Source organism: Mesorhizobium sp. P171375 (assembly GCF_057786075.1).
The window spans coordinates 5,407,502-5,432,423 of record NZ_JBYNWF010000001.1; the positions used below are offsets into that span (position 1 = coordinate 5,407,502).

Below are 24,922 nucleotides of genomic sequence, written 5' to 3' on the forward strand. Positions count from 1 at the left end.
ATGCCTGCTGAAGGTAAGCGCGGCGCCAGACCGAAATGGCTGACGGTGATCGGCATCGGCGAGGACGGTTTAGCGGGTCTCGGCGACGAGGCCAAGCGGCTGATCGCCGAAGCGGAAATCGTCTTCGGCGGCAAGCGGCATCTGGCGCTGGTGACTTCGCTTGCCAAGGGCAAGCAACGCCCGTGGCCGGTCCCCTTCGATGCCGGCATGGCCGATGTGCTGGCGCTGGCCGGCCGGCGCGTCTGCGTGCTCGCCTCCGGCGACCCGTTCTTCCATGGTGTCGGCGCCACTCTTGCCCGCAAGGTCGAGCCACAGGAGATGCATGTCATCCCTGCACCCTCGGCCATTTCGCTGGCCGCCGCGAGGCTTGGCTGGGCGCTACAGGACATCGAGATGGTGTCGCTGCATGGGAGGCCGCTCGACCTGATCCGGCCGTTGCTGCAGCCGAATGCGCGCATCCTGGCGCTGACATCTGACGCCGATGCACCGGCGGCAATCGCGCGCCTGCTCACAGAGCTCGATTTCGGCGCTTCGCGGCTGACGGTCCTGGAAGCGCTGGGCGGACCGAACGAGAAGCAGCGTTCCGCTCGAGCCGACGCTTTCGATCTTGGCGATATCAATCCGCTCAACGTGCTGGCGCTCGAACTTGAATCGACACCGGAAGCCCGCATCCTGCCGCTAACCATTGGCCGCGCCGACCATCTGTTCGAGCATGACGGCCAGATCACCAAGCACGATATCCGCGCCATCACGCTTGCGGCGCTGGCGCCAAGGCGTGGCGAATTGCTGTGGGATATCGGTGCCGGTTCCGGCTCCATCGGCATCGAATGGATGCTCGCTCACCCCTCGATGCGCGCCATCGCCATCGAGGCCAACAGCGAGCGCGCCGCCCGCACCACCCGCAACGCCGCGCATTGCGGCGTTCCCGGCCTTGTCGTGGTCGAAGGCAAAGCACCCAAGGCGCTGGCCGGGCTGGCCACGCCGGACGCGATCTTCATCGGTGGCGGCGGCAGTGTTTCAGGTGTTTTGAACGCAGCCATCAAGGCGCTGCGTTCCGGCGGTCGTCTGGTCGCAAATGCTGTCACTCTGGAGATGGAAACTCTGCTCCTCGCCCAGCATACCAAGCGCGGCGGCGACCTCACCCGCATCGCCATCTCCCGCGCTTCCCCTGTTGGCTCGATGCAGGCCTGGCGGCCGGCCATGCCGGTCACCCAATGGAGCTGGGTGAAACCATGATGGTCGCGGGTATCGGCAGCCGAAAAGGTGTGAGCGTCGAAGACGTGCTGGCGGCGATCGAAACTGCCCTCGAAGCGCATGGGCTGGCGATGACGGCGCTGTCCGCCCTGGCGACGACCGAATTCAAGCGCAACGAAGAGGCCATTTTCGCTGCAGGTCGTGAGCTCAACCTCCCAGTGATAGTAGTGGATGTTGCGGGCACCGAACCGTCGCTCCCCCTCACCCAGCCTCCGCTTCGCTCGGCTGACCTCTCCCCGGGGGGAGAGGAGATTACCGGCGTCGACGCCAGCCTCTTCTCCCCAGCGGGGAGAAGGTGGCCCGAAGGGCCGGATGAGGGGGCCGCCTCGCGCAACCTTTCGCAAGAACTCACCGGCACGCCATCCGTCTCCGAAGCCTCCGCCCTTGCCGTCGCCGGCACCGGTGCAAAGCTGCTCGGGCCCCGCACGGTGCTCGGCCCGGTCACCTGCGCCATCGCCATCAGCGGAGACGCGCCATGACCGTGCATTTCATCGGCGCCGGTCCGGGCGCCGCCGACCTCATCACACTGCGGGGCGCGAAGCTGCTGGCAAGCTGCCCGGTCTGCCTGCATGCCGGCTCGATCGTGGCGCCCGAATTGCTGCAGCACTGCGCGCCGGGGACGAAACTGATCGACACGGCACCGATGTCGCTCGACGAGATCGAGGCTGAGTATGTGGCTGCCCACCAGGCAGGCCATGACGTCGCCCGCCTGCATTCCGGCGATCTCTCGGTGTGGAGCGCGGTGGCCGAGCAGATCCGCCGGCTGGAAAAGCATGGCATCCCTTACACGCTGACGCCGGGCGTCCCTTCCTTCGCCGCCGCTGCCGCAGCCCTTCGTCGCGAACTGACCATTCCCGAAGTGGCGCAAAGCCTGGTGCTGACCCGAGTCTCCGGCCGTGCCTCGAAAATGCCGCCTGGCGAAACGCTGGCCGGCTTCGGCCGCACCGGCGCTACGCTGGCCATTCATCTCGCCATCCACGCCATCGACCGCGTCGTCGCCGAATTGACGCCGCACTATGGCGGCGATTGCCCGGTGGCGATCGTCTTTCGCGCCTCGTGGCCGGACGAGCGCGTGCTGACCGGCACGCTGGCGACGATCGAGGCGCTGCTCGCCGCCGATCCGATGGAGCGCACGGCGATCATCTTCGTCGGCTCTTCGCTGGCGGCGGAAGGGTTTGGCGAGAGTTCATTGTACGACGCCCATTACCAGCGGCGTTTTCGCGGACGGGATGGACTGTGAGCGGCAAGACCAAAAGCGAAAACACCACGCTCGAAAAGGCGCTGTCGCGGCTCAACTTCAAGCCGCGTGCGCTTGAGCCCGGCCATGTCTGGCTGGCCGGCGCCGGTCCTGGCGATCCAGGCTGCCTGACGCTGGAAGTGCTGGCGGCTTTGGCCGATGCCGATGCGCTGGTCTACGACGCGCTGGTCTCCCCCGATGTTGTCGCCGTCGCGGACAAAGCCGAGCTGTTCTTTGCGGGAAAACGCGGCGGCAAGCCGTCGATGAAGCAGGACGACATCACCGCTCTGCTGGTGCGACTGGCGCGCGACGGCCGCCGCGTGGTCAGGCTGAAAGGTGGCGATCCCTATATTTTCGGCCGCGGCGGCGAAGAGGCACTGGCGCTGGCGCGGGAAGATATCCCGTTTCGCGTCCTGCCCGGCCTGACATCGGGCCTGAGCGCGCTGGCCGCAACCTGCATCCCGGCCACCATGCGCGGCATCAACAAGGCGGTGATCCTGGCAACCGGCCACGCCGCCGGCACCGATGACGATCTCGACTGGGCAGCGATCGCCCGCACCGGCCAGCCGGTGGTCATCTATATGGGCATGGCCAATCTGCCCATCATCGCCGCGTCCCTGCTCGAAGGCGGGCTGGCGCCATCGACGCCGGCGGCGGTCATCGTTTCGGCGACGACGCCGCAGGAGCGCACCGTCGTTGCCACGCTCGCCACCATCGCCGAGGCCGCGGCAGCGGCCGGGCTCGCCTCACCGGCATTGATTGTCGTCGGCGGCATTGTCGCCATGCGCGCGGCACTGGCAGGCGACGCATGACCCGCGCCATCATCATCGGCGCGCCGCGCTCCGGCTCCGGCAAGACCAGCGTCACCATCGGCATTTTGCGCGCGCTCGCCCGGCGCGGTCTGAAAGTGCGCGGCGCCAAATCCGGCCCCGACTATATCGATCCCGGCTTCCACACCGCCGCTACCGGTCTGTCCGGCGTCAATCTGGACAGCTGGGCGATGTCGCCCGACCTGCTCAATGCACTGGCCGGCAACGCCACCGAGGATGCCGATTTCATCTTCCTCGAAAGCGCCATGGGCCTGTTCGACGGCATCCCCGCCGGGCAAGGTCGCACCGGCTCGGCCGCCGATCTGGCGCGGCTCTATCACCTGCCGGTGCTTTTGGTGCTCGATGTCTCCGGCCAATCGACCACGGCGGCCGCCGTCGCCAAGGGCTTTGCCACCTATGACCCAGACGTGCGCATGGCCGGCGTCGTGCTCAACCGTCTCGGCAGCGAGCGCCACCGCAAGCTGTGCAGCGAGGCTATCGAAGCGCTCGGCCTGCCGGTCGTCGGCAGCATCTTGCGCGATCCCTCGCTCAATCTGCCGGAGCGCCATCTCGGCCTCGTCCAGGCCGGCGAATATGCCGACCTGATGGCGCATCTCGACCGCTTGGCAGATATGGTCGAGAAATCCCTCGACCTCGACGCCATCATGGCGTTGGCAGCACCCTTTTCGCCGGCGCCGGGCAGTTTCGAAAGTGCCTTGCCGCCGCCCGGCCAGCGCATCGCGCTGGCGGAAGACGCAGCCTTCACCTTCCTCTATCCGCATGTCGCGGCCTATTGGCGCAAGGCCGGCGCGGAGATCGTGCCGTTCTCGCCGCTCGCCGACGAAGCGCCGGCTGCGGATTGCGATGTCTGCTGGCTGCCCGGCGGCTATCCCGAGCTTCACGCCGGCCATCTTGCGGCGGCAATGAATTTCCGCGCGGGCATGGCGCGTTTCGCCGAGACAAAGCCCATCCATGGCGAGTGCGGCGGCTTCATGGTGCTGGGCGAAGCACTGGAGGATGCGACCGGCGAGACACACGCCATGCTCGGCCTGCTCGGCCATTCAACCACCTTCGCCAGGCGCAAGATGAACCTGGGCTACCGCGAGGCGCGGCTGCGCGCCGCCTGTCCGCTGGGGGCGCAAGGTGCGCTGATCCGCGGCCACGAATTCCACTACGCGCAGATGATTGCGACCGGCAATGACGAGCCGCTGGCCGACCTCGCCGACGGCCAGGGCAATCCGCTCGGCGCCTCCGGCTACCGGCGCGGCCATGTCAGCGGCACCTTCTTCCATGCCATTGCGAGGGGTGCATGACCCTCGTTCCCTCGCCCCGGCAGGCGCTTGACGACATCGCGCTTAGCCTCGTCTTCTTCACCCGCCTGCCGCTGCCGGTCTTCGACTTTCGCGAACGCAGCCTTGCCGATGCGATCTGGGCTGCACCTGTCGCCGGCCTCGCCGTGGCAGTGGTTGGCGCCGTCGTCTACGCCATTGGGATAAAACTCGGCCTGGCCGCCGGTCCGGCGGCCGCCCTTGTCCTTGCCGCAACGCTGCTCGCCAGCGGCTGCCTGCATGAGGACGGGCTGTCGGATGTCGCCGACGGCTTTGGCGGCGGCAAGACGCGCGACAAAAAACTGGAGATCATGCGTGACAGCCGAATCGGCGCCTATGGCGCTTCGGCGCTTGGCCTGTCGCTGCTCATCCGCTGGAGCGCGCTGTCACAACTCGCCAATCCGACAAGCGTTCTCTTCGCCCTGATCGCCGCCCATGCCGCTTCGCGCGGCCTGCTCGGCGCCTTCATGCATCTGGCGCCGCCCGCGCGCAGCGACGGCCTGTCCGCAGGCGCTGGCACCGTGTCGGCGCAAACCGCTGTTCTCGGCGCAGTGCTTGGCACCGCAGCACTGCTGGCGCTGGGGCTGGAAGGTGCGTTTGCCGCGCTGATCCTGCTGGCGCTCGTGTTCAGCGCCTTGCGCGCGCTCTGCCTCAACCAGATCGGCGGACAGACCGGCGACACGATCGGCGCCCTGCAGCAACTGGCCGAGATCACTGTCCTGCTCGTCGCTTCCGTTTCCCTCACCTGAATCACTCCCGGAGATCCTGTCCCCATGCCCTTCAAATCGCTTGATGAACTGCGCGCCGCTTGCCTCGACCTGCCGATCGGCAGCGACACCGCGGCCAATGCCGTTGCCCGCCGCCAGGACACGCTGACCAAGCCGCAAGGCAGCCTTGGCCGGCTGGAGACCATCGCCGCCTGGCTGGCGCGTTGGCAGGGCCGCGACATGCCGAAGCTCGACCGTGTGAAGGTTTTCGTCTTCGCCGGCAATCACGGTGTGACCGCCCAGGGCGTGTCGGCCTTCCCCTCGGAAGTGACCGTGCAGATGGTGGCGAATTTCGCCGGCGGCGGTGCCGCCATCAACCAGCTTGCCCGCATCGCCGGCGCCGAACTCGACGTTATCCCGCTTGATCTCGACCACCCGACCGGCGACTTCACTGCAGTGCCGGCAATGGACGAAAAGGCGTTTCTTGCCGCCGTCTCCGCCGGTCATGACGCGGTGACGAAAGACCTCGACCTCGTCTGCTTCGGCGAGATGGGCATCGGCAACACCACGCCGGCGGCCGCGATCTCGGCCGGCCTGTTCGGCGGCGGAGCGGAAAAATGGACCGGGCGCGGCACCGGCGTCGACGATGCCGGGCTAAAACGTAAGGTCACGGCCATCGAAGCCGGCCTCAAGCGCCATGCCGACGCGCTGTCCGATCCGCTGAAGATCGCCGCCGCCCTTGGCGGCCGCGAACTTGCCGCCATCTTCGGCGCCACGCTTTCCGCGCGCCGCAACAACGTCCCGGTGCTGCTCGACGGCTTCGTCTGCACGGCCGCAGCGGCACCTTTGGCGCGGCTGCACCCAAGCGGCCTCGCCCACACCATCGCCGCCCATGTCTCGGCCGAATCCGGTCACCGCCGCCTGCTCGAAGCGCTCGGCCTGCCGCCGCTGCTCGACCTCGGCATGCGGCTCGGCGAAGGCTCCGGCGCCTGCCTCGCCGTCAACATCGTGCGCTCGGCGCTGGAATGTCATGTGAGGATGGCTAGCTTTGCTGAGGCCGGTGTATCTGAGAAGTAGCTAGGGCGATTTGAGGGGAGCGCGCCGGCCCGAACCTTCACTGACAATCGTCGGGCCGGTCGCTCGCACTGGTGGCTCGAACGGCACGGCCGCTGAAAGATTCCCGACCTTGGGAACATTGCCCCGCTGCTTCTGTGACGGGCTCTTTTTACTGGCACTATTCGCCGTCGTTGCCGACAAAATGTGATTGACGTAACGTTGACTAGGCGCAATCATTACGATTGTGCAGGGTGAGGGCGTTTCAATGAAACTCGTTGTCTTTGGCGTAGCAATAGTATTGGCCGCCACCGGAGCAGCTGTTGCGAAAGAGAAGAAAAAGGTGGCCACCGCTCAGGCCACAACCTCGTGTTCTACAGCTCATAAGAAGGCTGGCAGCAAGCCGACCGCGAAACCGGATTGCAAATCGACAGGCACCGTGGTTGCGCGGCCGTCAAATTCGGCCGCAAACTTCTTGGATCATTATAATCCGCGCTTAGGGTATGACACCAGTCCGTGGTTTCAAACTGGCTTTAATTGATGGCGGCTTCGGCTTCCGGGCCTTTCTTTATCCAGCGCGGCCTTCCCTCCTTCGTAAGCTTGCCTTCCGGGCCAAATAGCGCACCGGCTTACCGGCCGCCGAGCCTTTAAAGTCTAATTGGAGGGTCTGGTGCAGTTCGAAATCAGAACTTGTAGCTAAGTCCAACGCGAACATCGTTGGTGGTCAGATCAAGCCTGACTTGTTCTGTCGGGAAGTTGAACAGCGGCGACTGCGATTTGCGGCCATAGTCGGCATAGCGGTATTCGACGCGCGCAATCAAATTGTCGGTCACGGCATATTCAAGTCCCGCGCCTGCCGTCCAGCCAACCATGGTCTCGCTGTTCTCGAGTGTCCCATTCTCTGTGCCGGAGTAACGACCGATAGCAACACCGCCAGTTACAAATGGCAGGAAACGATCGAATGCGTAGCCCGCGCGCAGACGCGCCGACCCGAACCATTCTAAATCACCGCTTGCGACCACACCGGGAAAAACAGCAAACGTATTGTCACCCTTTACGTCGGCGAAATTGGCATCCGCTTCAACGCCGACGACATAGTTGCCATTGAATTGGTAGTTATAGCCAACATATGCACCACCAAAGCCGCCTTTGGGATCGAGGGAGGTGCTGATGAAGGGGGGGCCGGCCGGAGACCCGGCTCCGTCGTAAGTTGAATTTCCCCAAGCGTACCCGGCCTCTGCACCCACATAGAGACCGGTCCAGGTATAAGCCGCAGGCTCGGTCGGCAGCGGGGAAAGGTCCGCCGCCAATGCGGGGGTGGCAATCGCCAACGAAGCAAGAAGGGCAAACTTGAGTGCGCGCATCGTGCATTCCTCAGGGTGAGAAGCGAAAAACGATGACTCGTTTGTATCTGATCCCATGGAAAGCGATGTAACGTTTCTGCCACAATTGAGATTTGTTTGATCAGCGGCCAGATCGCTATGAAGGTCAAGTTCAAGGCAAACCTGCCCCATGATTGAGGCATGTCGAGGCGCGTCAACGCGTCCCGCATTCCAAGGTCTTCCACCAACTTTTCGAAAAATTTGGTGGGTGCGCACAGGATTGAACTGTGGACCCGCTGATTAAGAGTCAGCTGCTCTACCAACTGAGCTACGCACCCACTCGACCGGTAAAACCGGCGTCGGCGGGCATATAGCCGCCGATACCGGTCCTGTCCAGCCCTGCCGGAATCATTTCCCGACAAATAGCTGAACTGCCGCAGGCGGTCAGACGAACAGTCTGCCTTCCGCCACCTTCACCGCATGGCCGCCGATGCGGGCGGAGGCCAGTTTTCCGCCTTCGACAGTGAGTTCGAGACGGATGCGCGACGGTCGGCCCATCTCCAGCCCCTGCTCGATCCACAGCTGCGAAATGCCGTCGGTGGGGGCGTCGAAATGCATGATGGCGCCGGCAAAGGCAGCTGCGGCCGACCCGGTCGCCGGATCCTCGTATGATGGAGTGCCCGGCACGATCATGCGGACGTGGAAGGCGCTGTCATGGTTTACCGTCTGGCGGCAATAGACGTACGGACTGGCGAAAGCCCATTCGCTCTTGCGCGGCGCCAGTTCCGACCAAGCCTGGTTGTCGAGCTTGATGCGGGCTGCCGCCTCCAGATTGGCGACCGGGATCGTGACGTAAGGCACGCCGGCGGACCAGAACGACACCAGGTGATTCTCGAAGCCGATCTCATGCGGCGCCAGGCCAAGGGCCGCACCAATCGCCTGCGGGTCCGCTTCGAGCTTCAACGGTTCCGGCAGCTTCGCCAGATCGAACTCGGCAAAGGTGGCGCCATCGTGCCGGCTGACGGCGCAGCGCACCGGGCCGATATTCTCCTCCAGCACGAAGATGCCGGCGTCGCCCTCGCCTGCCAGTTCGGCCAGCGCTATCGCCGCGCCAACAGTCGGGTGGCCGGCAAACGGCATTTCATAGTCGGGCGTGAAAATGCGGATGCGGTTGCGATGTTTTGGATTGTCCGGCGACAGCACAAACACCGATTCGGACAGGTTGAACTCGCGCGCAATGGCCTGCATGGCTGCCGTATCCAGCCCCTTGCTGTCCAACACGACAGCCAGCGGATTGCCGGCCAGCCGTTCGGTCGTAAACACATCGTAAAGCAAGTAATTGCGCGTCTGCATCTTGGAAAACCTTCCGCCTCAATCCGAACATGGCCGAAATTTAATTTGATATTCGAACCAGTAAGCCTGATCTGTGCACCTATAGGGACATTACGCTTCATAGGGGTCCGGCGTGGACCAGCTTGTCAATCTGCCAAAGACGGAATCGGATTCCGCCATCGAGGCGGCGCTCGGACTTGACCGCAACGGTGTGCGCAAGAAGCGCCGCCGCGGCTGGCTTTACGCGCTGCTGGCGCTGATCGCCATTGCCGGTGGTCTCGCCGGCTACCAATGGTATGCCGGCTCTCCCGCCAAGATCGACTACACCACCACGCCGGCCACGATTGCCGATCTCACCGTCGCAGTGTCGGCAACCGGCACGCTGCAGCCCCTCACCCAGGTCGACATTTCAAGCGAGCTGTCCGGCATCATACGCTCCGTCTCGGCCGAGGAGAACCAGCAGGTCAAGAAGGGCGACGTGCTGGCGACGCTCGACACGGTGAAACTCGAGGTCCAGATCGAACGCGCCGAGGCTTCGGCCAAGGCTGCCGCCGCCAATGTCGAGGACGCCACGGTCACGCTGGCCGAGAACGAGAAGGCGCTGGTGCGCGCCGCCGAACTGACCAAGCGCGGCATGGCGACCGATCAGTCGCTTGAGGCCGCAACCGCCACGCGCGACCGCTCCAAGGCGGCGCTCGACAGTGCCGAGGCCAATCTCGCCATCGCCCAGGCCGACCTCAAGGCGCAGCAGACCGACCTTGCCAAGAGCACGATTTACGCCCCGATCGACGGCATCGTGCTGACGCGCTCGGTCGACCCAGGCCAGACGGTCGCCTCCTCGCTGCAGGCGCCGGTCCTGTTCATCATCGCCGCCGATTTGCGCAACATGGAGCTGGTGGCGGCAGTCGACGAGGCCGATATCGGCGCGGTCAGGCCCGGCCAGCATGCGCGCTTCACAGTCGACGCCTTCCCGGAGCGGCCGTTCGATGCCGAAATCCGCGACATCTCCTACGCCTCGGTCACCACCGACGGTGTCGTCACCTACAATGCGCGGCTCGAGGTCAACAACGACGAGCTGCTGCTGCGGCCCGGCATGACCGCCACCGTTTCGGTCGTCACCAAACAGGCCAAGGGCGTGCTCACCGTGCCGTCCACCGCCTTCCGCTACCGCCCGGCGCAGCAAGCCGTCCGCTCCTGGAGCCTGAGCGACCTGTTCACCGGCCGCATGGGCCGTCCCGGCGGCAATCGCCGCCAGCAGGTGGCCGCACCCACCGACGGCTCACGCACACTCTATGTGCTGGAGAACGGCCGGCCGCGTCCTGTCAACGTCAAGATCGGCTCCACCGACGGTGAACTGACCGAGATCACCTCCGGCCTCGACGAAGGCGCTCAGGTGATCACCGCCTCGCAGCTGCGGAGCTGATGCCGTGGCCGCGGCCCTCATCGGGTTCGATACGGTCTGGAAAAGCTATGGCCAGGGCGAAGCCAAGGTGCATGCGCTGGCCGGCGTCGACCTCACTATCAAGCGCGGCGAATTCGTCGCCATCATGGGTCCGTCGGGTTCGGGCAAGTCGACGGCGATGAACATTATCGGCTGCCTCGACACGCCGACCGCCGGCACCTACTCCTTCATGGGCATCGATGCTGGCCGGCTCGATCGCAACCGCCGCGCTTTGCTGCGCAATCTCTACATCGGCTTCGTCTTCCAGGGCTACAATCTGTTGCCGCGCACCACGGCGGCGGAAAATGTAGAGCTGCCGCTGATCTATCGCGGCGCGCCGGCCCGCGAGCGCCGCGAGCTTGCCATGCAGGCGCTGGCCGAGGTCGGGCTTGTCGGGCGCGAGCACCATACGCCAGCCGAGCTCTCCGGCGGCCAGCAGCAGCGTGTGGCGATCGCGCGCGCCATCGTCACAACGCCGACGCTGCTCGTCGCCGACGAGCCGACCGGCAATCTCGACACCGCCCGCACGCACGAGATCATGGAGCTGTTGACGCGGCTGAACCGCGAGCTTGGCCTGACCATCGCCATGGTCACCCACGAGGCCGACGTCGCCGAATATGCCGAGCGCACCATCCGCTTCCTCGATGGCCACGTCGCTTCCGATTCCTCGAAACTGGAAGTGGCCTAACCATGATCTGGGAAACCGTCCGCCTGTCGCTGCGCTCCATCCGCCGCAATGTGCTGCGCTCGTTCCTGACGCTGCTCGGCATTGTCATCGGCGTTGCCGCCGTCATCGCCATGCTGACCATCGGCTCCGGCACCACGGCCAAGGTCAAGTCCGACATTGCCAAGCTCGGCTCGAACCTGCTCGTCGTCCGCTCTGGCCGCCCTGCAGGCACTGGCGGACCGGGAGGGCTCGACCAGGCGATGCGGCCGCTGGCCGACAAGGATGTTGCCGCCCTCGTCGCGCATCTGACCGGGGCACGCGCCATTTCGCCGGCCTCACAAAAGCAGGTGCGCGTCATCTTCGGCACCGAGAGCCTGACCTCGGGCGTCACCGGCACCGACAGCGCCTATCTCGACGCCCGCGACTGGAAGTTGGTTTCAGGCCGGCCGTTCAGCGATTCCGAAACACGCTCGGGCACCGGCGTCTGCCTGATCGGCGAGACCGTGCGCCAGCAATTCTTCGGCGCCGGCGAGCCTGAAGGCGAGATCATCCGCGTCAACCGCACCTCGTGCAAGATCATCGGCCTGCTTGAACCTAAGGGCTACACAGGCTTCGGCCAGGACCAGGACAATGTCGTCTTGATGCCGCTTGCCGCCTACCAGCGCCGAATCGCCGGCAACCGCGACATCGACAACATTTATGTCGCCGCCGACGACCGCACGCCGACCACAGAACTGCAGCCGCGCGTCGAGGACATTTTGCGCGATACCCGCCGCATCACGCCCGACCGCGAAGACGACTTCTCGATCCGCGACATGACCCAGATCGCCGATGCCATGGCCAGCGCCACCACCACCATGACCGGCATGCTCGGCGCCGTGGCCGGCGTCAGCCTGCTTGTCGGCGGCATCGGCATCATGAACATCATGCTGGTCTCGGTCACCGAACGCACGCGCGAGATCGGCATCCGGCTCGCCATCGGCGCGCATGAAAAACATATCCTCATCCAGTTCCTGGTCGAGGCGACGGTGCTGTCGTTGCTCGGCGGCATCATTGGCATCCTGATCGGCCTGGCGTTGGCCGGCCTCGCATCGGCGGCGCTGACCATACCGTTTGCGCCGAGCCCGGCGGTCATCCTGCTCGCCGTCGGCTTTTCGGCGCTGATCGGCATGGTGTTCGGCTTCTTCCCCGCGCTGCGCGGCGCCAGGCTCGACCCGATCGACGCGCTGCGGCACGAGTAAATTTGCTATCCACAACTTGGGTGCTTGCAGGATGGCCTGCTGCTCGCCGAATACACCCCCCTCGGCGTGCTTATGAGGAACTACATCTATCTGGAGGGCAAGCCGTTCGCCATCGAGAACCTGGCCGGCGATCTTCGGGCCTTCACGCCAACACCGTCACAAATCAGAGACAACCTGGTCTTTGACGGATTAGCGAATGGCAATAACTACAAGTACTATCCTGCCAATCCAGCCGACAAAAGCGCCTTGGTGGGTTCCAAGTGCACCGTTGGCTCCATACCAGTAAGGGGGAAGGCTCTGCAAAAACGTGGAATCCTCATTCTCGCTATCACTGCTGCAATTCCTGTGGCCATCGTGGCCGATCAGACATTCGGGAAGGGATTTTCGTGGCATGATATGGATTGGAACGATGATGGCCATACCTCGTTTGCAGAGTTCTTTCACGCGTTTGACGTGGGGTCGTGCGAAGTACAGGTAGATGGTAGGCAGTGCAGGGAAGCCTATCTCTTGAAGGATGGGGCGCCGGTTAAGCTACTCTGCCCCTGACAAGGGGCCGATACATCGGGCGGCAGAGGCCTAATTGTCGAAAGTGAGGAGATACAGCTCGGTAGCGCCACACACGGCTAGATTGTGTTCTAAGAAGTAATGGCTTAGTCGGAATCGGACGCGCGGTCGGACGTAGTCAGCGCTGTGGGTAACTGGGTGCAAAGCATCTCAGGTCGAGGAGTGGCAATGAGCAAGAAAGCACGGCTGATCCTGGCGATGGTGATCATCGAAGGCGCCCTTGCCGGCATCTGGTGGTATCTCGCCCGCTATGGCATGGCCAATCCTGATCGCGTCACAGCCGATTTTCAGGCCGTAGTCGGCCAGACTATGGGGACCGCGATGGGCGGGTTGCTGGGTCTCGGCTTCATCCTGTTTGTCGCCGCAGCCCGCAGCGACCGCAAGGCGGCGCAGCAAAAGACGCCACGCTGACTTTGCGCTTTGAGACCTGTCAGAATGGCAGTCTCGCGTTCTCCTTGACCTCCTTCATGACGAAGAAGGTCCGGGTTTGCCGAACGCCCGGCAGCGCGATCAGTTTCTGCCCATGCAGCTTGTTGAAATCCGCCATGTCACGAACTCTTATCTTCAACAGATAGTCGAAGTCGCCCGCCACGAGATTGCAATCGAGCACCTCCTTGAGCTTGAGCACGGCCTCCTCGAAGGCGGCGAAGCTTTCCGGTGTCGAACGGTCGAGCACGACGCCAACCATCACCAGTGCGCCAAGCGCTACGGCGGCGGGCGCGATCTCCGCCCTGACCCCGGTGATGTATCCCTCTTCGAACAGGCGTTGCGTGCGCCTATGGCATGTGGCGGCGCTGACATTCACGCGCGCCGCCAGTTCCGCATTGGTCAGCCGTCCCTCGGACTGAAGGGCCCGCAGGATCTTGATGTCAATGCGGTCGAAGGTTGGGTCGGAAGATTCTTCCATATCTTCGGAACTAAATGGACGATTAGAACCAATCTTAGCGTATTTTCTTATGGAAGTGGAAAAATCTTGGAAAGCCTTCGAGAGCACATTTCGCCCCTGTTCGTTTATCCTCTGTCTATTGAAAAACGACTATGGCGGAGACTAATCGGTGTCACTTCTGGCAAAATTCGAACGCTATCCCCTAACCTTCGGCGCGACGCCGATCGAGCATCTGCCGCGGCTGAGCGCGGCGCTGGGCGGGAAAGTACAGGTCTACGCCAAGCGCGACGATTGCAATTCCGGGCTCGCCATGGGCGGCAACAAATTGCGCAAGCTCGAATACATCGTTCCGGATGCCATAGCCTCGGGCGCCGACACGCTGGTATCGATCGGCGGCGTCCAGTCGAACCATACCCGCATGGTCGCCGCGACGGCCGCCAAGATCGGCATGAAGTGCGTGGTGATCCAGGAAAAATGGGTGCCGCACTATGACGCCGTCTACGACCGGGTCGGCAACATTCTGCTGACGCGACTGATGGGCGCCGACAGCCGGCTTGTCGATGACGGTTTCGACATCGGCATCCGCAAGAGCTGGGAGGACGCCATCCAGTCGGTGAAGGACGCCGGCGGCAAGCCCTATCCGATTCCGGCCGGCGCCTCGGTGCACAAATTCGGCGGGCTCGGCTATGTCGGCTTCGCCGAGGAGGTGGCGCGCCAGGAGGCCGAGCTCGGCGTCACCTTCGACTACATCATCGTGTGCGTGGTGACCGGGTCGACGCAGGCCGGCATGATCGTCGGTTTCGCCGCGCAAGGTCGCGCCGACCGGGTGATCGGCATCGACGCCTCCGGAACGCTCGACCAGACCCGCGCGCAGGTCCGCCGCATCGTCGATGACACCGCTGCCCTCGTCGGGCTCGGCCGCACGGTCCGCGACGACGAAATCATCATCAACCCCGACTATGCCTATCCGGCCTACGGTGTTCCCTCCGATGAGACCAACGACGCGATCCGGCTGGCGGCCCGCACCGAGGCGATGATCACCGATCCGGTCTATGAGGGAAAGTCGATGCAGGGCCTGATCGATCTGACCCGCAAAGGCTTCTTTCCCGAGGGGTCAAAAATTCTCTACGCGCATCTCGGCGGCGCGCCGGCGATCAACGGTTACAGCTATTACTACAAGGACGACGGCGCCCCGACCCGGCCGCTGAAGGCAGCGAGTTTCGAACCTCGGGAAGTCACTGCGCCGGAGACGCTGCCGCCGCTCTTTCCCTGACAGCTCAGGGGTCCTCGCCGCTGCGGGCAAAATGCCACTCGACCAGCGGCTTCATATGCGGCGCCAGTCCCTCCGGCAGGTCGGCGGCATGGCGGATGATCACCGGTCCCTCAATCTCCGGCTCGGCCTCGGTGGCGACGAAGGCGCTGATGCGCCGCGCAATCTCATCCGCCGGCTCCTCGACGTGGTAGCGGCGGAAGAGAACCGTGCCGGTCGAAGTCGACAGCGCGTGGTAGCGCCTGCCGCGCGCGGCGCCCGTGAGGTCAAGCCCGGTTTCCTCGCGCACCTCGCGGATCATGTTGAAATCGACATCGACGCGGCCGTCGCGAAAATCGATCGGCTCGAACGAGCCGGCGGCGAAATAGACGCGACCGGCCATGACCGTGTGCGAGCCCATGCGGATCGCCACCAGCGCATTGTCGCCGGCAACCAGCATGGCATGGCCATAGGCGTGCTCGGCGCCGGTCCCTTGCCGGTTCTTTCGCCACAGCATGAAGGTCGAGTACTTCACCGCGTGGCAGCGCCCGGCGAGACGGTTGTCGCGCCAGGCGAGCGCTGACAAAAGAACCACGGTGCCGTCGAACAGCGCGGGTTTGGCTTCGGTCTCAAGCCGCCAGTTCTCAGTGATGGCCTGCGCGTTGTCGCGCTCGAACGGATGCTGGCCGGGGTCGAGCCGAACGTCGATCTCATCGACCGGCAGGATAACATTGCGCGGCAGGTCGAAACTCACGCTCAGGCTCCCACTCAGGCCATATCCAAAGTGATCGCCACCGGACAATGGTCCGAGGCCTTCGGCCGGTCCCAGCCGGCGCGCGGAAAACGCTCCACCGCCTGGCCGGCCGGAAATATGGTGCGCCAGGGCTGGCCGTTGCGGATGATGTCGGGAACGGCCGTCGCATTCTTCGCCGCCAGCCCTTTCGACAACAGGATGTAGTCGAGCTGGCACAGATGCCGCTCCTGCGGCCCGCGCGTGTGGTAGAAACTCCAGCGGTCCATCTCCGGACGGCGCTCGACGACATTCTCGCAAAAGCCGCCGGCGGTCAGCACATTGAGGCAGGACTGGCTCTCGTCTATCACCTGGAAGCGGTAGCCATCGAAGGCGTCGCCCTCGATCTTCACCCGCTGCCGGTAGTCGTTCATGTCGCCGCAGATCGCCCAGCGCTTGTCAGCTGCATGGTCCTTGCTGAAGCGCTCCTCGATGATGCGGCGCACTGCCTGCGCCTCGGCGACGCGCAGCGGCATCGTCGCTTCGCGCCCGTCGAGCCCGTTGCGTGGCGAGCCCATCGATTTGAAATGCACGAGATAGAGCGTCAACGGCACGCCGCCGACCTTGACGTCGACCTCCAGGCAATCGCGCCGGAAGATGCGCTCATTGGCCTGATGCCCGAGGTCGGCCAGTTCCGGCGTGAACAGGCCGAACTGCTCGAAGGTGGCATAGGCATGGCTGGTCATGCGCACGAATTCGATCGGCTGTCCCTGCGCGGTCTCGTTGCGCATCATCACGGCAACGTCGATGCCGCGCGAATCATTGCCGGCGGTGGTGTATTTCTGCCGGTAGCCCTCACCCACCATCTTGAAGAGATAGCCGTATTCGAAGGCCTTCAGCGCCTCGATATTGTCGACCTCCTGCATGCAGATGATGTCCGCGCGCGTGGCAGCGATGGCCAGCGCCGTCAGCTGGCGCGTGTCGTCGGACTGCGCAATCGCACGCGCCTGCTCCAGCATCTTGTATTCGGCCTCGCTTTGGATGTCGAAAAGCGCCAGCGTACGGTCTTCGTTGAGCTGATTGCGGTAGCCGGAGAAATCGAACCTGTTCATCAGGTTTTCGACATTGAAGGTGGCGAGGCGCAGCGACATGGCCCTGACCTTTGCCCGCAAGCAGCCCCGAAAACAAGAGGCCGGCCCTTGCTCGGCGAGGTTGAGGGAACCTTTCCGTTCATCCTCCGTTCAGATGCAAAGGTCCATCAATAGGCCACTTCCTGGGGTCTTCCGGGCGTGGCGCCTGTATCTCTTGGAGAGTGCAATGAACTCGCTCTTTTCTTCCACGGTCAAATCCGGGCTGATAGCGCTCGGTCTCCTCTCGGGTGTTACGGCGCCGTCCGCCGCCGGCCCGATCCTGCAGCCAAACCTCTCAATTCCGTCAAGCGCCACAGCCCCGACGATCACGCCGGTTCGCGACGACTGGGCGGGCGGCAATGACCGCCGCTCCTTCAACGATTGGCAGTGGCGTCGCCACGACGGCCGTCGCTTTTCCCGCAACTGGAATGGCGGAAACTGGAACAACGACAACTGGAATGGCGACGACAACTGGCGCTGGCGTCATCATCGCCACCGTCACAGCCGCGATTTCGATACCGGCGCTGCCGCAGTTCTCGGCCTCGGTCTAGGTCTCGGCCTCGGCAGCATCTACAACAACGGCTATTATAACAACGGCTACTACGTGCAGCCGGCGCCCCGCCGCTACTATCGCACGCAGCGTCTTTCCAGCGCCCATGTCCAGTGGTGCTACGACCGCTACCGGTCTTACCGGGCCTGGGATAACACGTTCCAGCCCTACAACGGCCCACGCCAGCAATGCTGGTCGCCCTATAGCTGAACTATAAGCGACAATGCATGACGGCGCCGCCCATCGCGGCGCCGTTTTCGTTCTGGGGGGAGCGCTGGATGTCTTGCCGCTAACCACCTGTTTATCGGCTCGGTCTATCCATGATACCGTGCCCCCCATCTGACGATCGCGCCCAATCCGGTCGCGAAGGACAAGCCGTCATGGCCGACAACGAACTGAGAAACAAACACCGGCAGCGCGTGCTGAAAGGCGCGACGATCCTGCTCGGCCTCACCAATTCCGAGGTAAAGTGCACGGTGCGCAACATGCATCCCGGCGGCGCCGAACTGAAAGTGCCGATCGACGCGCGCGTGCCGGACGAATTCCTGCTCTATGTGCCGATCGACGGCATCGGCTACAAGGCCGTCGTGCGCTGGCGCCGCGACGACCGCATCGGCGTCGAGTTCACCGGCACCGAGCCGAAGCCGCACTGGCACTACGGCTGAGCTCTGTACCAGCTTGCCGAAGCCAGCATGAAAAAAGCCAGCGGATTGCTCCGCCGGCTTCGTCGCAATCCTAAAATTGCGGATTAGTTCTTCGCCTTGTCGACCAGCTTGTTTTTCGAGATCCACGGCATCATGGCGCGCAGCTTGGCGCCGACTTCCTCGATCTGGTGGCTGTCATTGTTGCGGCGGATGCCCTTGAAGCGCGACATGCCGGCGCGGTATTCCTGCATCCACTCCGAGGTGAACTTGCCGGTCTGGATGTCCTTCAGCACGCGCTTCATCTCGGCCTTGGTCTCGGCGGTGATGATGCGCGGGCCCGAGACATATTCACCCCATTCGGCGGTGTTCGAGATCGAGTAGTTCATGTTGGCGATGCCGCCTTCATAGATCAGGTCGACGATCAGCTTGACCTCGTGCAGACACTCGAAATAGGCCATTTCCGGCGCATAACCGGCTTCCACCAGCGTTTCGAAACCGGCGCGGATCAGTTCGACCAGGCCGCCGCACAGAACCACCTGCTCGCCGAACAGGTCGGTCTCGCATTCCTCGCGGAAATTGGTCTCGATGATGCCCGAGCGGCCGCCGCCGACGCCGCAGGCGTATGACAGAGCGAGATCGAGCGCATTGCCCGACGCGTCCTGGTTGACGGCGACCAGGCACGGCACGCCGCCGCCCTTCTGGTATTCGCCGCGCACCGTGTGGCCGGGGCCCTTCGGCGCGATCATGACGACGTCGACGGTCGACTTGGGCTCGATCAGGCCGAAATGCACGTTGAGGCCGTGCGCGAAGGCGATCGCCGCACCATCGCGGATGTTCGGCGCGATCTCGTTCTTGTAGATGTCGGCCTGCAATTCGTCGGGCGTCGCCATCATCATCAGATCGGCCCATTTGGCGGCATCCGCCACGCTCATCACCTTGAGCCCGTCGGCCTCGACCTTCTTGGCGGTCGCCGAGCCGGCCTTGAGGCCGATGGCGATCTCCTTGGCGCCGGAATCCTTGAGGTTGAGCGCATGCGCCCGGCCCTGGCTGCCATAGCCGATGATGGCGACTTTCTTGCCCTTGATCAGGTTGAGATCGGCGTCGCGATCGTAATAGACACGCATTTTGGTCTTCCTTCCCGTTTTATAGATCAGTGGCCCTACGGCCGGTTTTTGCTCCGAAAAGAGCGAGAAACTGTTGCGTTGCCCGGACGGCATCGCCGCCGATCGCCGCTTCAGTCAATTCCAGCCGGTCGCCGAGCAGGAGGCGGATCTGCACATCGCGGGCGACCAGCCCGAAAAAGCTGCGGAATGCCGTTTCGGCATCCGTAAAATCGAGCAGCCCGGCCTGCTTGCCGGCAAGCAGCACCGGCTTCAGCCGCCTGGCCAGCGCAAAGCGGCCATTCTCAAGCACGATGGCGCCGAGATCGTCCTTGCCGGACCCGGCATGGCCGACCGCCACACGGTTCAAGGCAATCGACGTGTCGCTCGAAATCACCTTCAGCCAGTCCGCGGCAAAGCCTTCAAGGCTTGCCGTCAGCGAGGCAAGATCGAGCCTCTCGCCGTCGACCGGCACCACACGCACCTTCGAGGCCTGCCACTGCACCGTCGCCGTCAGCAGCCCGTCGCGGCCGCCGAACCATTTGTAGAGCGTTTCCTTGGAGCAGCTGGCGCGGCGCGCAACTGCGGTCATCGTCAGATTGTCGCCCTCCTCGACCAGCAGGCGCAAGGCCGCGTCCAGAACGGCCTTCTGCCGCTCCGTCAGCGTCGCGCTGGTGTCGATGTCGGCGCTTGCCTGCAACACGGTCGTTCCTCGGCGGCAGGCAAGCCGACAATTGCAGCAAGCCGTACCGTACGTTACGGTTCGCTGCTCTATGCCGTATTGCACTCAGCCTTGCAAGCCCTATTTCTGTCTCAACGGTTCGCCGCTGGACCGTTTGCTGGGGGAAGAAGATGCTGGTCGGATTGCTCGCCTTGACGGTAGCCGCCGTGTTCTCCGGCGCCGCCATCTATGTCAGCGTCGCAGAGCAGCCGGCGCGGCTTGGCCTTGATGACAAGGCGTTGCTCAAGGAATGGCAGCCTTCTTACAGGCGCGGCGCGGCCATGCAGGCCTCGATTGCCATTGTTGCCTGCGTCCTTGGCCTGATCGCATGGTGGCAGACCGGTGGCCTCGCCTTTCTGCTCCGCGCAATTCTGATCATCCTGCCCTGGCCGTGGACGCTGATGGTGATGTTGCCGACCAACAAGCTGCTGGAGGCGATGGACGCGAGCGCCGACAATCCGCAAGCCAGGCCCCTGATCGTCAAATGGGGCACTCTGCACCTGGTGCGCGCCGGACTGGGCGTGCTGGCGACACTGGCCTTTCTCTGGGGCAGCCATCTGGCCTGACATCGGCCGAATATAGCGTCAGCGTCAGGCCCGCAGCGCGATCGCCTCAGTCCGTAGCCGGCGGCTGGCGCAGACGGCCAAGCAATGCCGACAGCGTGCTTAGCTCCTCCGCGGAGAGTTTGGCGCCGACCAGTTCCGCGATCGAGCGGCCGTAGACGGCCCACATCCGCCGCCGCGTCTCGCGTCCTTTGGCAGTGATGCGGATGGTCTGACCGCGGCCGTCATCGGCGACCTTCAGCTTCTCGACCAGCCCGTCGGCTTCGAGCCGGGCCAGCAGCCGCGAGATGTTGTATTGCGCAAACAGGGTGCGCTCGGTCAGTTGGAACGGCCGCAGCCCGCCCTCGCCCGCCTCGGCAAGCTCATGCAGCACGTCGTACCAGTCGAGTGGCGGCAAGCCACTGTCCTTCAAAGCCTCTTCGGCCCGTTCGATGAGCTGGCGCGAAACGCGCATCAGGCGCGCCCAGGCCTTGATGGCTTCCGGCGAAGGCATGGCTTTCTCGGTCATGCCCGCATCCTAGGCGATAGATGCAGTTGCATCAAGATTGACGATTAATGCATCTGCATCTATATTAATGCAATTGCATCAATCCGGGAAAAATCCATGAGACACGAAATCTGCAAAGTCGCCGACGTCCCGCAGACGGGCAGCCTGATTGCACCGTTCTTCGGCCGCGAGGTCCATGTCTGGCGCAGCGGTGACCGCATCCGCGCCGCCGCCAATGTCTGTCTGCATTTCGGCGGACCGCTCGACTGCAAGGACGGCAGACTCGTCTGCCAATGGCACGGCGCCGCCTTCGACATGGCATCAGGCGACCGGCTCGAAGGCCCGGCGCCAAAAGCATCCCGCCTGATGTTCCTGTCGACGCGCGTCGAGGACGGCGCGTTGAACTATGTCTGGGGAGAGTGACATGCCCGAGAAGAATGAAATGACTGGCAAGCTCATTCTGGTCAGCCATCATCTGTGCCCCTATGTCCAGCGCGCCGCGATTTCGCTGACCGAGAAGCGCGTGCCGTTCGAGCGCGTCACCATCGACCTCGCCGACAAGCCGGACTGGTTCAAGGCGATCTCGCCTTTGGGCAAGGTGCCGCTGCTCATCGTGCGGGCAAATGGCAAGGAAACGGTGATCTTCGAATCCGCCGTCATCCTCGAATTCCTGGAGGAGACGCAAGGCAATCCCCTCCACCCGGCCGACGCTTACGCCCGCGCCCGGCACCGTGCCTGGATCGAGTTCGGTTCGGCGACGCTGAACGCCATCGGCCGCTTCTACTCGGCGTCGACAGAGGCAGCCTTCCTGGCCGAGTCCAGCGCGTTGTCGGCGATGTTCGATCGTCTGGAGAACGAATTGGCCGACCAGGCCGGACCGTGGTTCAACGGCGAGCGCTTTAGCCTCGTCGATGCCGTCTATGGCCCGGTCTTCCGCTATTTTGACGCCTTCGACCGGATCGGCGGTTTCGGCATGCTGGACGGCAAGCCGCTGGTTCAGTCCTGGCGCAAGGCATTGAGCGAACGCGCCTCGGTCAAGGGCGCGGTGGCGCCGGACTATCCGCAACGCCTGCGTCAATTCCTGCGGGCGAGAAATTCGTTTCTCTCGACCCTGATCCAGCCGGATGATCTCGCCAGTGCGCCTCCTTTAGCCCGATCCGCCTGAACGGATCGATCACCGTGCCCGCCACCATCGAGGCAAGCAGGCCTGGCACTGGCGGGATTTTTGCGATGGTCGCCACCAGCCTGTCGCGGAAGAAGGGCAGCATGGTGCCGTCCGACTGGTAGAACGGCGTCAGCGCCAGCGACAGCAACTGGAAGATCCGGACATGCCATCGCCGCGCCTTGGCATAGGTCTCCAGCGCTGCCTCCACACTGTCCGCTTGTGCCAAGGCATGGCTGAGTGCTGCCGCATCGAGCAGTGCCATGTTCGCGCCTTGCCCGAGCTGCGGGCTGGTCGAATGCGCGGCGTCGCCGATCACTGCCAGACGCCGTCCCGCCGGCAGCCTCATCGTGTGATGGCCGTAGCGGGCCAGCGACAGCTGGTCGAACCTGTCGATCTGGCTGGTGAACGCTTCGCACGCCGGCCATAGCGAGATCAGCCTCGCCTTCCAGGCATCGAGGCCCGCGGCCCGGACCTGTTCGACATCCGCCGGCTTCAGGCTCCAGAAGAACGCCGCCATTTTTTCGGCACCCGGCTGCGGCCTGCCGATCGGCAGCACGCCGATCATCACGCTCGCCTTGTCGTAGCGCTGCAGCAGCGCATTTTCATCGAACCCTTCGCGCCAGCCGAGCGATGCCCAGAACGCGCCATAGGCAAGCGGCCGGGGCTCGGCCGGATCGTTGAGGCTCTGGCGCAGTTTCGAGCGCGAGCCGCTGGCGTCGACGACGAGGTCGAACGGCCCTCCCCTTCGGCCCTTATCGAAGACCAGGTGCGCCCGCTCGCCGACCACCAGCGTCTCGATCTCGACGCCGGTTTCGATGGCGATGCCCTGGCGCTGCGCGGCGTGGAACAACACGTTGAACAGCGCCGCCCGGTGCACCGCCAGCCCGAAGCGACCGCCGGGCTGCGCATCGTAGCGGACGGCGAGCACGGTGCGGCCGGTCGAGGCATCCGCGCCATGCAGGCGCTCGATGCGGCTGCCCAGCGCCAAGATGTCGTCGAGCAGGCCGAGATCGGCGAGCACGCTCAAGCCTGTCGGTTGCAGGATCAGGCCGGAGCCGACCGGCTTCGGCTCCTCGAAACGTTCGAAGATGGTGACGTTATGCCCGGCGTGCTTGAGATAGAGCGCTGTGGCCAGCCCTGCCGGGCCGGCGCCGGCAATCGCGATGTCGAGAGATTTTTCCATTGCCCGCCCAACCAATGGCCGGACAATCCTTCAGCGACCCTGCCAAATCAAGCCATTGCTGCATGCGCCAAAAAATCAACCACCGGCGTCGAACGCAGCCCGCGCGTCGCGCACCGCATCGTGGTTGAGTTCGGCCCACAGGATCAATTGATGCATGGCGCCGAACATCGAGCGTCCGAGATCGGTCAGGCTGTATTCGACGCTCGGCGGCTTGGTCGGGAACACTTCGCGATGCACATAGCCGTCGCGCTGCAGCTCGAGCAGCGTCTGGGTCAGCATGCGCTGCGAGATATCAGGAACGAGCCGCCGCAGTTCACCGAAGCGATAAGGCTTCTCCGCCAGCGCCATCGCCAGCAATGGGCTCCATTTGCCGTTGATGCCCTTGATGACGTCACGAACCGGGCAATCGCCGAAATTGGCGCCGCCCGTCATGGCCCTGTAGATCTCGATCTTCGATTTCAGATTGACGATCTTGCCGTCCATCGCTGGTTCCCTGCCTGTGCCTACCTCCCGGAAAACTGCCTTCTTTACGGCATTGGGTCAATTCCTATTTTAGTGCTGGTCTCTTTTTGAGACCACTAAAGGCACCCGCCATTCCGGCGCTAAGATCAGGATCTCCCATGCCCAAAACCCTTCTCGTTACCGGCGCGTCCGGCCAACTTGGCCGCAGCGTCATCCGTCATCTGCTGGACGCAGCAAACGTTCCCGCAAACCGTATCATCGCCACCACCCGCACGCCCGCCAACCTCGCCGACCTTGCGGCGCGCGGCGTCACCGTCCGGGCGGCCGATTTCGACGATCAGGCTTCGCTTGCCAAGGCTTTTGCGGGAGCCGACCGGGCGCTCATCATCTCGACCGACCAGGTCGAAGTGCGGGGAAAGCGGCGCGAGCAGCAGCTGGCGGCCGTCACCGCAGCCAAGCAGGCAGGCGTCGGCCACCTGCTCTACACCTCGATGCCCAACCCGGAACCGGGCTCGCCGGTGGTCTTCGCGCCCGACCACTACGACACCGAACAGGCCATCAAGGCGAGCGGCATCCCCTACACCATCTTCCGCAACGGCTGGTACGACGAGAACCTGTTCATGGCGTTGCCGCAGATCCTGGCCTCGGGCCAGTGGTACACATCCGCCGGCGATGGCGCCATTTCCTATGGCACGCGTGACGATTACGCGGCCGCGATCGCTGCCGGACTTGCCTCGGACACAGGCGAAAGCACGACCTACACGCTGACAGGTCCCAAGGCATACACTGCCGCAGAGGTCGCGGCGTTCGTCACCGAAGTCACAGCCAAGCCGATCCAGGTCATCCAGCTCTCCGACGAGGCCCTGACCGAAGGCATGAAGTCGGCCGGCCTGCCCGAATCCCTGGCCAAGGTCCTGGTATCGTTCGATGCCGCCGCGCGCGTCGGCGACCTCGCCATGGTGACCGACGCTGTCGAAAAACTCTCCGGCCGCCAGCCAGTGCCGCTGAAGCAGTTTCTGGAGACGAACAAGGCCGCACTGGCTGGCTAGAATTACGCCGTAGCGCGAAGCGTCAAAGGCCGTACCTTCGGGCACGGC

29 protein-coding genes, 1 tRNA gene and 1 pseudogene are annotated in these 24,922 nt (G+C 64.0%); 20 read left to right on the forward strand and 11 right to left on the reverse strand.

From position 1 onward, the window contains the following. From cbiE to ACYHH6_RS26455, 8 genes are all read left to right on the forward strand, one after another. Nucleotides 1-1,236 (forward strand): precorrin-6y C5,15-methyltransferase (decarboxylating) subunit CbiE, encoded by a 1,236-nt coding sequence (cbiE, locus tag ACYHH6_RS26420; protein WP_352584072.1) that lies wholly within the window; start codon nucleotides 1-3, stop codon nucleotides 1,234-1,236. Next, nucleotides 1,233-1,733, forward strand: coding sequence for a cobalamin biosynthesis protein (locus tag ACYHH6_RS26425; protein ID WP_488500487.1), 501 nt, complete (start codon nucleotides 1,233-1,235; stop codon nucleotides 1,731-1,733). Before cbiE ends, ACYHH6_RS26425 begins: the two co-directional genes overlap by 4 nt. After that, complete coding sequence (cobM, locus tag ACYHH6_RS26430) at nucleotides 1,730-2,494, forward strand: precorrin-4 C(11)-methyltransferase (protein ID WP_352559258.1); 765 nt, start codon at nucleotides 1,730-1,732, stop codon at nucleotides 2,492-2,494. The genes ACYHH6_RS26425 and cobM overlap by 4 nt, the downstream gene beginning before the upstream one ends. Then, nucleotides 2,491-3,303, forward strand: coding sequence for a uroporphyrinogen-III C-methyltransferase (gene cobA / locus ACYHH6_RS26435; RefSeq protein WP_352584068.1), 813 nt, complete (start codon nucleotides 2,491-2,493; stop codon nucleotides 3,301-3,303). The genes cobM and cobA overlap by 4 nt, the downstream gene beginning before the upstream one ends. Continuing rightward, complete coding sequence (locus tag ACYHH6_RS26440; protein ID WP_352584066.1) at nucleotides 3,300-4,613, forward strand: cobyrinic acid a,c-diamide synthase CobB; 1,314 nt, start codon at nucleotides 3,300-3,302, stop codon at nucleotides 4,611-4,613. The genes cobA and ACYHH6_RS26440 overlap by 4 nt, the downstream gene beginning before the upstream one ends. Beyond that, a complete protein-coding gene (cobS, locus tag ACYHH6_RS26445) occupies nucleotides 4,610-5,377 on the forward strand; it encodes an adenosylcobinamide-GDP ribazoletransferase (RefSeq protein ID WP_352584064.1) in 768 nt (255 codons plus the stop codon). The genes ACYHH6_RS26440 and cobS overlap by 4 nt, the downstream gene beginning before the upstream one ends. Before the next feature lie 24 nt (nucleotides 5,378-5,401). Beyond that, nucleotides 5,402-6,412: a nicotinate-nucleotide--dimethylbenzimidazole phosphoribosyltransferase gene (gene cobT, locus ACYHH6_RS26450; protein ID WP_352584062.1), complete on the forward strand. Its 1,011-nt coding sequence runs from the start codon at nucleotides 5,402-5,404 to the stop codon at nucleotides 6,410-6,412. A 244-nt stretch (nucleotides 6,413-6,656) separates the two neighbouring features. Beyond that, nucleotides 6,657-6,929, forward strand: coding sequence for a hypothetical protein (locus tag ACYHH6_RS26455; RefSeq protein WP_352584061.1), 273 nt, complete (start codon nucleotides 6,657-6,659; stop codon nucleotides 6,927-6,929). 142 nt (nucleotides 6,930-7,071) lie between these two features. Here the strand turns inward: ACYHH6_RS26455 and ACYHH6_RS26460 are convergent, their stop codons facing one another. From ACYHH6_RS26460 to ACYHH6_RS26470, 3 genes are all read right to left on the reverse strand, one after another. Further along, on the reverse strand, nucleotides 7,072-7,752 hold the full coding sequence (locus tag ACYHH6_RS26460; protein WP_352559253.1) for an outer membrane protein: 681 nt from the start codon (nucleotides 7,750-7,752) through the stop codon (nucleotides 7,072-7,074). Nucleotides 7,753-7,972: 220 nt separating this feature from the next. Further along, nucleotides 7,973-8,048: transfer RNA gene (locus ACYHH6_RS26465), tRNA-Lys, on the reverse strand. A gap of 106 nt (nucleotides 8,049-8,154) precedes the next feature. Beyond that, the gene (locus tag ACYHH6_RS26470; RefSeq protein WP_352584059.1) at nucleotides 8,155-9,063 is read right to left on the reverse strand and encodes a PhzF family phenazine biosynthesis protein; all 909 of its coding nucleotides are present in this window, start codon (nucleotides 9,061-9,063) and stop codon (nucleotides 8,155-8,157) included. A 112-nt stretch (nucleotides 9,064-9,175) separates the two neighbouring features. Here ACYHH6_RS26470 and ACYHH6_RS26475 point away from each other — a divergent pair, with 112 nt between their 5' ends. The 5 genes from ACYHH6_RS26475 to ACYHH6_RS26495 all read left to right on the forward strand — a co-directional run bounded on the left by ACYHH6_RS26475 (nucleotide 9,176) and on the right by ACYHH6_RS26495 (nucleotide 13,366). After that, nucleotides 9,176-10,465 carry an efflux RND transporter periplasmic adaptor subunit gene (locus tag ACYHH6_RS26475; protein ID WP_352584057.1) on the forward strand — a complete coding sequence of 430 codons (1,290 nt, stop codon included), beginning with the start codon at nucleotides 9,176-9,178 and terminating at the stop codon, nucleotides 10,463-10,465. Nucleotides 10,466-10,469: 4 nt separating this feature from the next. Continuing rightward, entirely contained in the window at nucleotides 10,470-11,171 is a 702-nt protein-coding gene (locus tag ACYHH6_RS26480) for an ABC transporter ATP-binding protein (RefSeq protein ID WP_192257979.1), read from the forward strand. 2 nt (nucleotides 11,172-11,173) lie between these two features. Next, on the forward strand, nucleotides 11,174-12,391 hold the full coding sequence (locus tag ACYHH6_RS26485) for an ABC transporter permease (RefSeq protein WP_112565069.1): 1,218 nt from the start codon (nucleotides 11,174-11,176) through the stop codon (nucleotides 12,389-12,391). A gap of 72 nt (nucleotides 12,392-12,463) precedes the next feature. After that, complete coding sequence (locus ACYHH6_RS26490) at nucleotides 12,464-12,937, forward strand: hypothetical protein (protein ID WP_352584055.1); 474 nt, start codon at nucleotides 12,464-12,466, stop codon at nucleotides 12,935-12,937. 186 nt (nucleotides 12,938-13,123) lie between these two features. Then, nucleotides 13,124-13,366, forward strand: a complete 243-nt coding sequence (locus tag ACYHH6_RS26495; protein ID WP_352584053.1) for a hypothetical protein — start codon at nucleotides 13,124-13,126, stop codon at nucleotides 13,364-13,366. A gap of 19 nt (nucleotides 13,367-13,385) precedes the next feature. Here the strand turns inward: ACYHH6_RS26495 and ACYHH6_RS26500 are convergent, their stop codons facing one another. Continuing rightward, nucleotides 13,386-13,862 carry an Lrp/AsnC family transcriptional regulator gene (locus tag ACYHH6_RS26500; RefSeq protein ID WP_126088576.1) on the reverse strand — a complete coding sequence of 159 codons (477 nt, stop codon included), beginning with the start codon at nucleotides 13,860-13,862 and terminating at the stop codon, nucleotides 13,386-13,388. 148 nt (nucleotides 13,863-14,010) lie between these two features. Here ACYHH6_RS26500 and ACYHH6_RS26505 point away from each other — a divergent pair, with 148 nt between their 5' ends. Then, nucleotides 14,011-15,114 carry a 1-aminocyclopropane-1-carboxylate deaminase gene (locus tag ACYHH6_RS26505; RefSeq protein WP_352584051.1) on the forward strand — a complete coding sequence of 368 codons (1,104 nt, stop codon included), beginning with the start codon at nucleotides 14,011-14,013 and terminating at the stop codon, nucleotides 15,112-15,114. A gap of 4 nt (nucleotides 15,115-15,118) precedes the next feature. Here the strand turns inward: ACYHH6_RS26505 and ACYHH6_RS26510 are convergent, their stop codons facing one another. Continuing rightward, on the reverse strand, nucleotides 15,119-15,844 hold the full coding sequence (locus ACYHH6_RS26510; RefSeq protein ID WP_352559242.1) for an NUDIX hydrolase: 726 nt from the start codon (nucleotides 15,842-15,844) through the stop codon (nucleotides 15,119-15,121). A 14-nt stretch (nucleotides 15,845-15,858) separates the two neighbouring features. Then, nucleotides 15,859-16,971, reverse strand: a complete 1,113-nt coding sequence (locus ACYHH6_RS26515) for an endonuclease/exonuclease/phosphatase family protein (protein WP_352584049.1) — start codon at nucleotides 16,969-16,971, stop codon at nucleotides 15,859-15,861. Between the two features lie 166 nt (nucleotides 16,972-17,137). On the opposite strand from ACYHH6_RS26515, the gene ACYHH6_RS26520 reads away from it, so the two are divergent. Together ACYHH6_RS26520 and ACYHH6_RS26525 are read left to right on the forward strand one after the other, a co-directional pair. Beyond that, complete coding sequence (locus tag ACYHH6_RS26520; RefSeq protein WP_352584047.1) at nucleotides 17,138-17,710, forward strand: BA14K family protein; 573 nt, start codon at nucleotides 17,138-17,140, stop codon at nucleotides 17,708-17,710. Nucleotides 17,711-17,880: 170 nt separating this feature from the next. After that, nucleotides 17,881-18,165, forward strand: a complete 285-nt coding sequence (locus ACYHH6_RS26525) for a PilZ domain-containing protein (protein WP_352584045.1) — start codon at nucleotides 17,881-17,883, stop codon at nucleotides 18,163-18,165. A gap of 83 nt (nucleotides 18,166-18,248) precedes the next feature. Here ACYHH6_RS26525 and ilvC read toward each other — a convergent pair whose 3' ends face one another. Both ilvC and ACYHH6_RS26535 read right to left on the reverse strand, forming a co-directional pair. Next, the gene (gene ilvC / locus ACYHH6_RS26530; RefSeq protein WP_013531065.1) at nucleotides 18,249-19,268 is read right to left on the reverse strand and encodes a ketol-acid reductoisomerase; all 1,020 of its coding nucleotides are present in this window, start codon (nucleotides 19,266-19,268) and stop codon (nucleotides 18,249-18,251) included. Nucleotides 19,269-19,287: 19 nt separating this feature from the next. After that, the gene (locus tag ACYHH6_RS26535) at nucleotides 19,288-19,944 is read right to left on the reverse strand and encodes a TetR/AcrR family transcriptional regulator (RefSeq protein ID WP_352584342.1); all 657 of its coding nucleotides are present in this window, start codon (nucleotides 19,942-19,944) and stop codon (nucleotides 19,288-19,290) included. A 155-nt stretch (nucleotides 19,945-20,099) separates the two neighbouring features. Here ACYHH6_RS26535 and ACYHH6_RS26540 point away from each other — a divergent pair, with 155 nt between their 5' ends. Further along, the gene (locus ACYHH6_RS26540; RefSeq protein WP_352584340.1) at nucleotides 20,100-20,531 is read left to right on the forward strand and encodes an anthrone oxygenase family protein; all 432 of its coding nucleotides are present in this window, start codon (nucleotides 20,100-20,102) and stop codon (nucleotides 20,529-20,531) included. A gap of 46 nt (nucleotides 20,532-20,577) precedes the next feature. Here the strand turns inward: ACYHH6_RS26540 and ACYHH6_RS26545 are convergent, their stop codons facing one another. After that, entirely contained in the window at nucleotides 20,578-21,036 is a 459-nt protein-coding gene (locus tag ACYHH6_RS26545) for a MarR family winged helix-turn-helix transcriptional regulator (protein WP_352584044.1), read from the reverse strand. Nucleotides 21,037-21,132: 96 nt separating this feature from the next. Here ACYHH6_RS26545 and ACYHH6_RS26550 point away from each other — a divergent pair, with 96 nt between their 5' ends. Continuing rightward, nucleotides 21,133-21,438 (forward strand): Rieske (2Fe-2S) protein, encoded by a 306-nt coding sequence (locus tag ACYHH6_RS26550; protein WP_352584042.1) that lies wholly within the window; start codon nucleotides 21,133-21,135, stop codon nucleotides 21,436-21,438. A gap of 1 nt (nucleotide 21,439) precedes the next feature. Continuing rightward, complete coding sequence (locus ACYHH6_RS26555) at nucleotides 21,440-22,180, forward strand: glutathione S-transferase family protein (RefSeq protein WP_352584040.1); 741 nt, start codon at nucleotides 21,440-21,442, stop codon at nucleotides 22,178-22,180. On the opposite strand, the pseudogene ACYHH6_RS26560 reads toward ACYHH6_RS26555, so the two are convergent. Further along, nucleotides 22,134-23,363, reverse strand: a pseudogene (locus ACYHH6_RS26560) (FAD-dependent oxidoreductase); the annotation flags it as partial. The gene ACYHH6_RS26555 and the pseudogene ACYHH6_RS26560 sit on opposite strands and share 47 nt — an antisense overlap. A gap of 75 nt (nucleotides 23,364-23,438) precedes the next feature. Beyond that, a complete protein-coding gene (locus tag ACYHH6_RS26565) occupies nucleotides 23,439-23,846 on the reverse strand; it encodes a winged helix-turn-helix transcriptional regulator (RefSeq protein WP_352584038.1) in 408 nt (135 codons plus the stop codon). Nucleotides 23,847-23,983: 137 nt separating this feature from the next. On the opposite strand from ACYHH6_RS26565, the gene ACYHH6_RS26570 reads away from it, so the two are divergent. Then, nucleotides 23,984-24,874 (forward strand): SDR family oxidoreductase, encoded by an 891-nt coding sequence (locus tag ACYHH6_RS26570; protein ID WP_352584036.1) that lies wholly within the window; start codon nucleotides 23,984-23,986, stop codon nucleotides 24,872-24,874. The last annotated feature ends 48 nt before the right edge of the window (nucleotides 24,875-24,922 follow it).

Excerpts from the sequence above, each read along its gene's own strand:
- cbiE (WP_352584072.1), top strand. The coding sequence starts at position 1 with ATGCCTGCTGAAGGTAAGCGCGGCGCCAGACCGAAATGGCTGACGGTG.
- ACYHH6_RS26425 (WP_488500487.1), top strand. The coding sequence starts at position 1,233 with ATGATGGTCGCGGGTATCGGCAGCCGAAAAGGTGTGAGCGTCGAAGAC.
- cobM (WP_352559258.1), top strand. The coding sequence starts at position 1,730 with ATGACCGTGCATTTCATCGGCGCCGGTCCGGGCGCCGCCGACCTCATC.
- ACYHH6_RS26440 (WP_352584066.1), top strand. The coding sequence starts at position 3,300 with ATGACCCGCGCCATCATCATCGGCGCGCCGCGCTCCGGCTCCGGCAAG.
- cobS (WP_352584064.1), top strand. The coding sequence starts at position 4,610 with ATGACCCTCGTTCCCTCGCCCCGGCAGGCGCTTGACGACATCGCGCTT.
- cobT (WP_352584062.1), top strand. The coding sequence starts at position 5,402 with ATGCCCTTCAAATCGCTTGATGAACTGCGCGCCGCTTGCCTCGACCTG.
- ACYHH6_RS26455 (WP_352584061.1), top strand. The coding sequence starts at position 6,657 with ATGAAACTCGTTGTCTTTGGCGTAGCAATAGTATTGGCCGCCACCGGA.
- ACYHH6_RS26460 (WP_352559253.1), bottom strand. The coding sequence starts at position 7,752 with ATGCGCGCACTCAAGTTTGCCCTTCTTGCTTCGTTGGCGATTGCCACC.
- ACYHH6_RS26470 (WP_352584059.1), bottom strand. The coding sequence starts at position 9,063 with ATGCAGACGCGCAATTACTTGCTTTACGATGTGTTTACGACCGAACGG.
- ACYHH6_RS26485 (WP_112565069.1), top strand. The coding sequence starts at position 11,174 with ATGATCTGGGAAACCGTCCGCCTGTCGCTGCGCTCCATCCGCCGCAAT.
- ACYHH6_RS26490 (WP_352584055.1), top strand. The coding sequence starts at position 12,464 with ATGAGGAACTACATCTATCTGGAGGGCAAGCCGTTCGCCATCGAGAAC.
- ACYHH6_RS26495 (WP_352584053.1), top strand. The coding sequence starts at position 13,124 with ATGAGCAAGAAAGCACGGCTGATCCTGGCGATGGTGATCATCGAAGGC.
- ACYHH6_RS26500 (WP_126088576.1), bottom strand. The coding sequence starts at position 13,862 with ATGGAAGAATCTTCCGACCCAACCTTCGACCGCATTGACATCAAGATC.
- ACYHH6_RS26515 (WP_352584049.1), bottom strand. The coding sequence starts at position 16,971 with ATGTCGCTGCGCCTCGCCACCTTCAATGTCGAAAACCTGATGAACAGG.
- ACYHH6_RS26520 (WP_352584047.1), top strand. The coding sequence starts at position 17,138 with ATGAACTCGCTCTTTTCTTCCACGGTCAAATCCGGGCTGATAGCGCTC.
- ACYHH6_RS26525 (WP_352584045.1), top strand. The coding sequence starts at position 17,881 with ATGGCCGACAACGAACTGAGAAACAAACACCGGCAGCGCGTGCTGAAA.
- ilvC (WP_013531065.1), bottom strand. The coding sequence starts at position 19,268 with ATGCGTGTCTATTACGATCGCGACGCCGATCTCAACCTGATCAAGGGC.
- ACYHH6_RS26545 (WP_352584044.1), bottom strand. The coding sequence starts at position 21,036 with ATGACCGAGAAAGCCATGCCTTCGCCGGAAGCCATCAAGGCCTGGGCG.
- ACYHH6_RS26550 (WP_352584042.1), top strand. The coding sequence starts at position 21,133 with ATGAGACACGAAATCTGCAAAGTCGCCGACGTCCCGCAGACGGGCAGC.
- ACYHH6_RS26555 (WP_352584040.1), top strand. The coding sequence starts at position 21,440 with ATGCCCGAGAAGAATGAAATGACTGGCAAGCTCATTCTGGTCAGCCAT.
- ACYHH6_RS26565 (WP_352584038.1), bottom strand. The coding sequence starts at position 23,846 with ATGGACGGCAAGATCGTCAATCTGAAATCGAAGATCGAGATCTACAGG.
- ACYHH6_RS26570 (WP_352584036.1), top strand. The coding sequence starts at position 23,984 with ATGCCCAAAACCCTTCTCGTTACCGGCGCGTCCGGCCAACTTGGCCGC.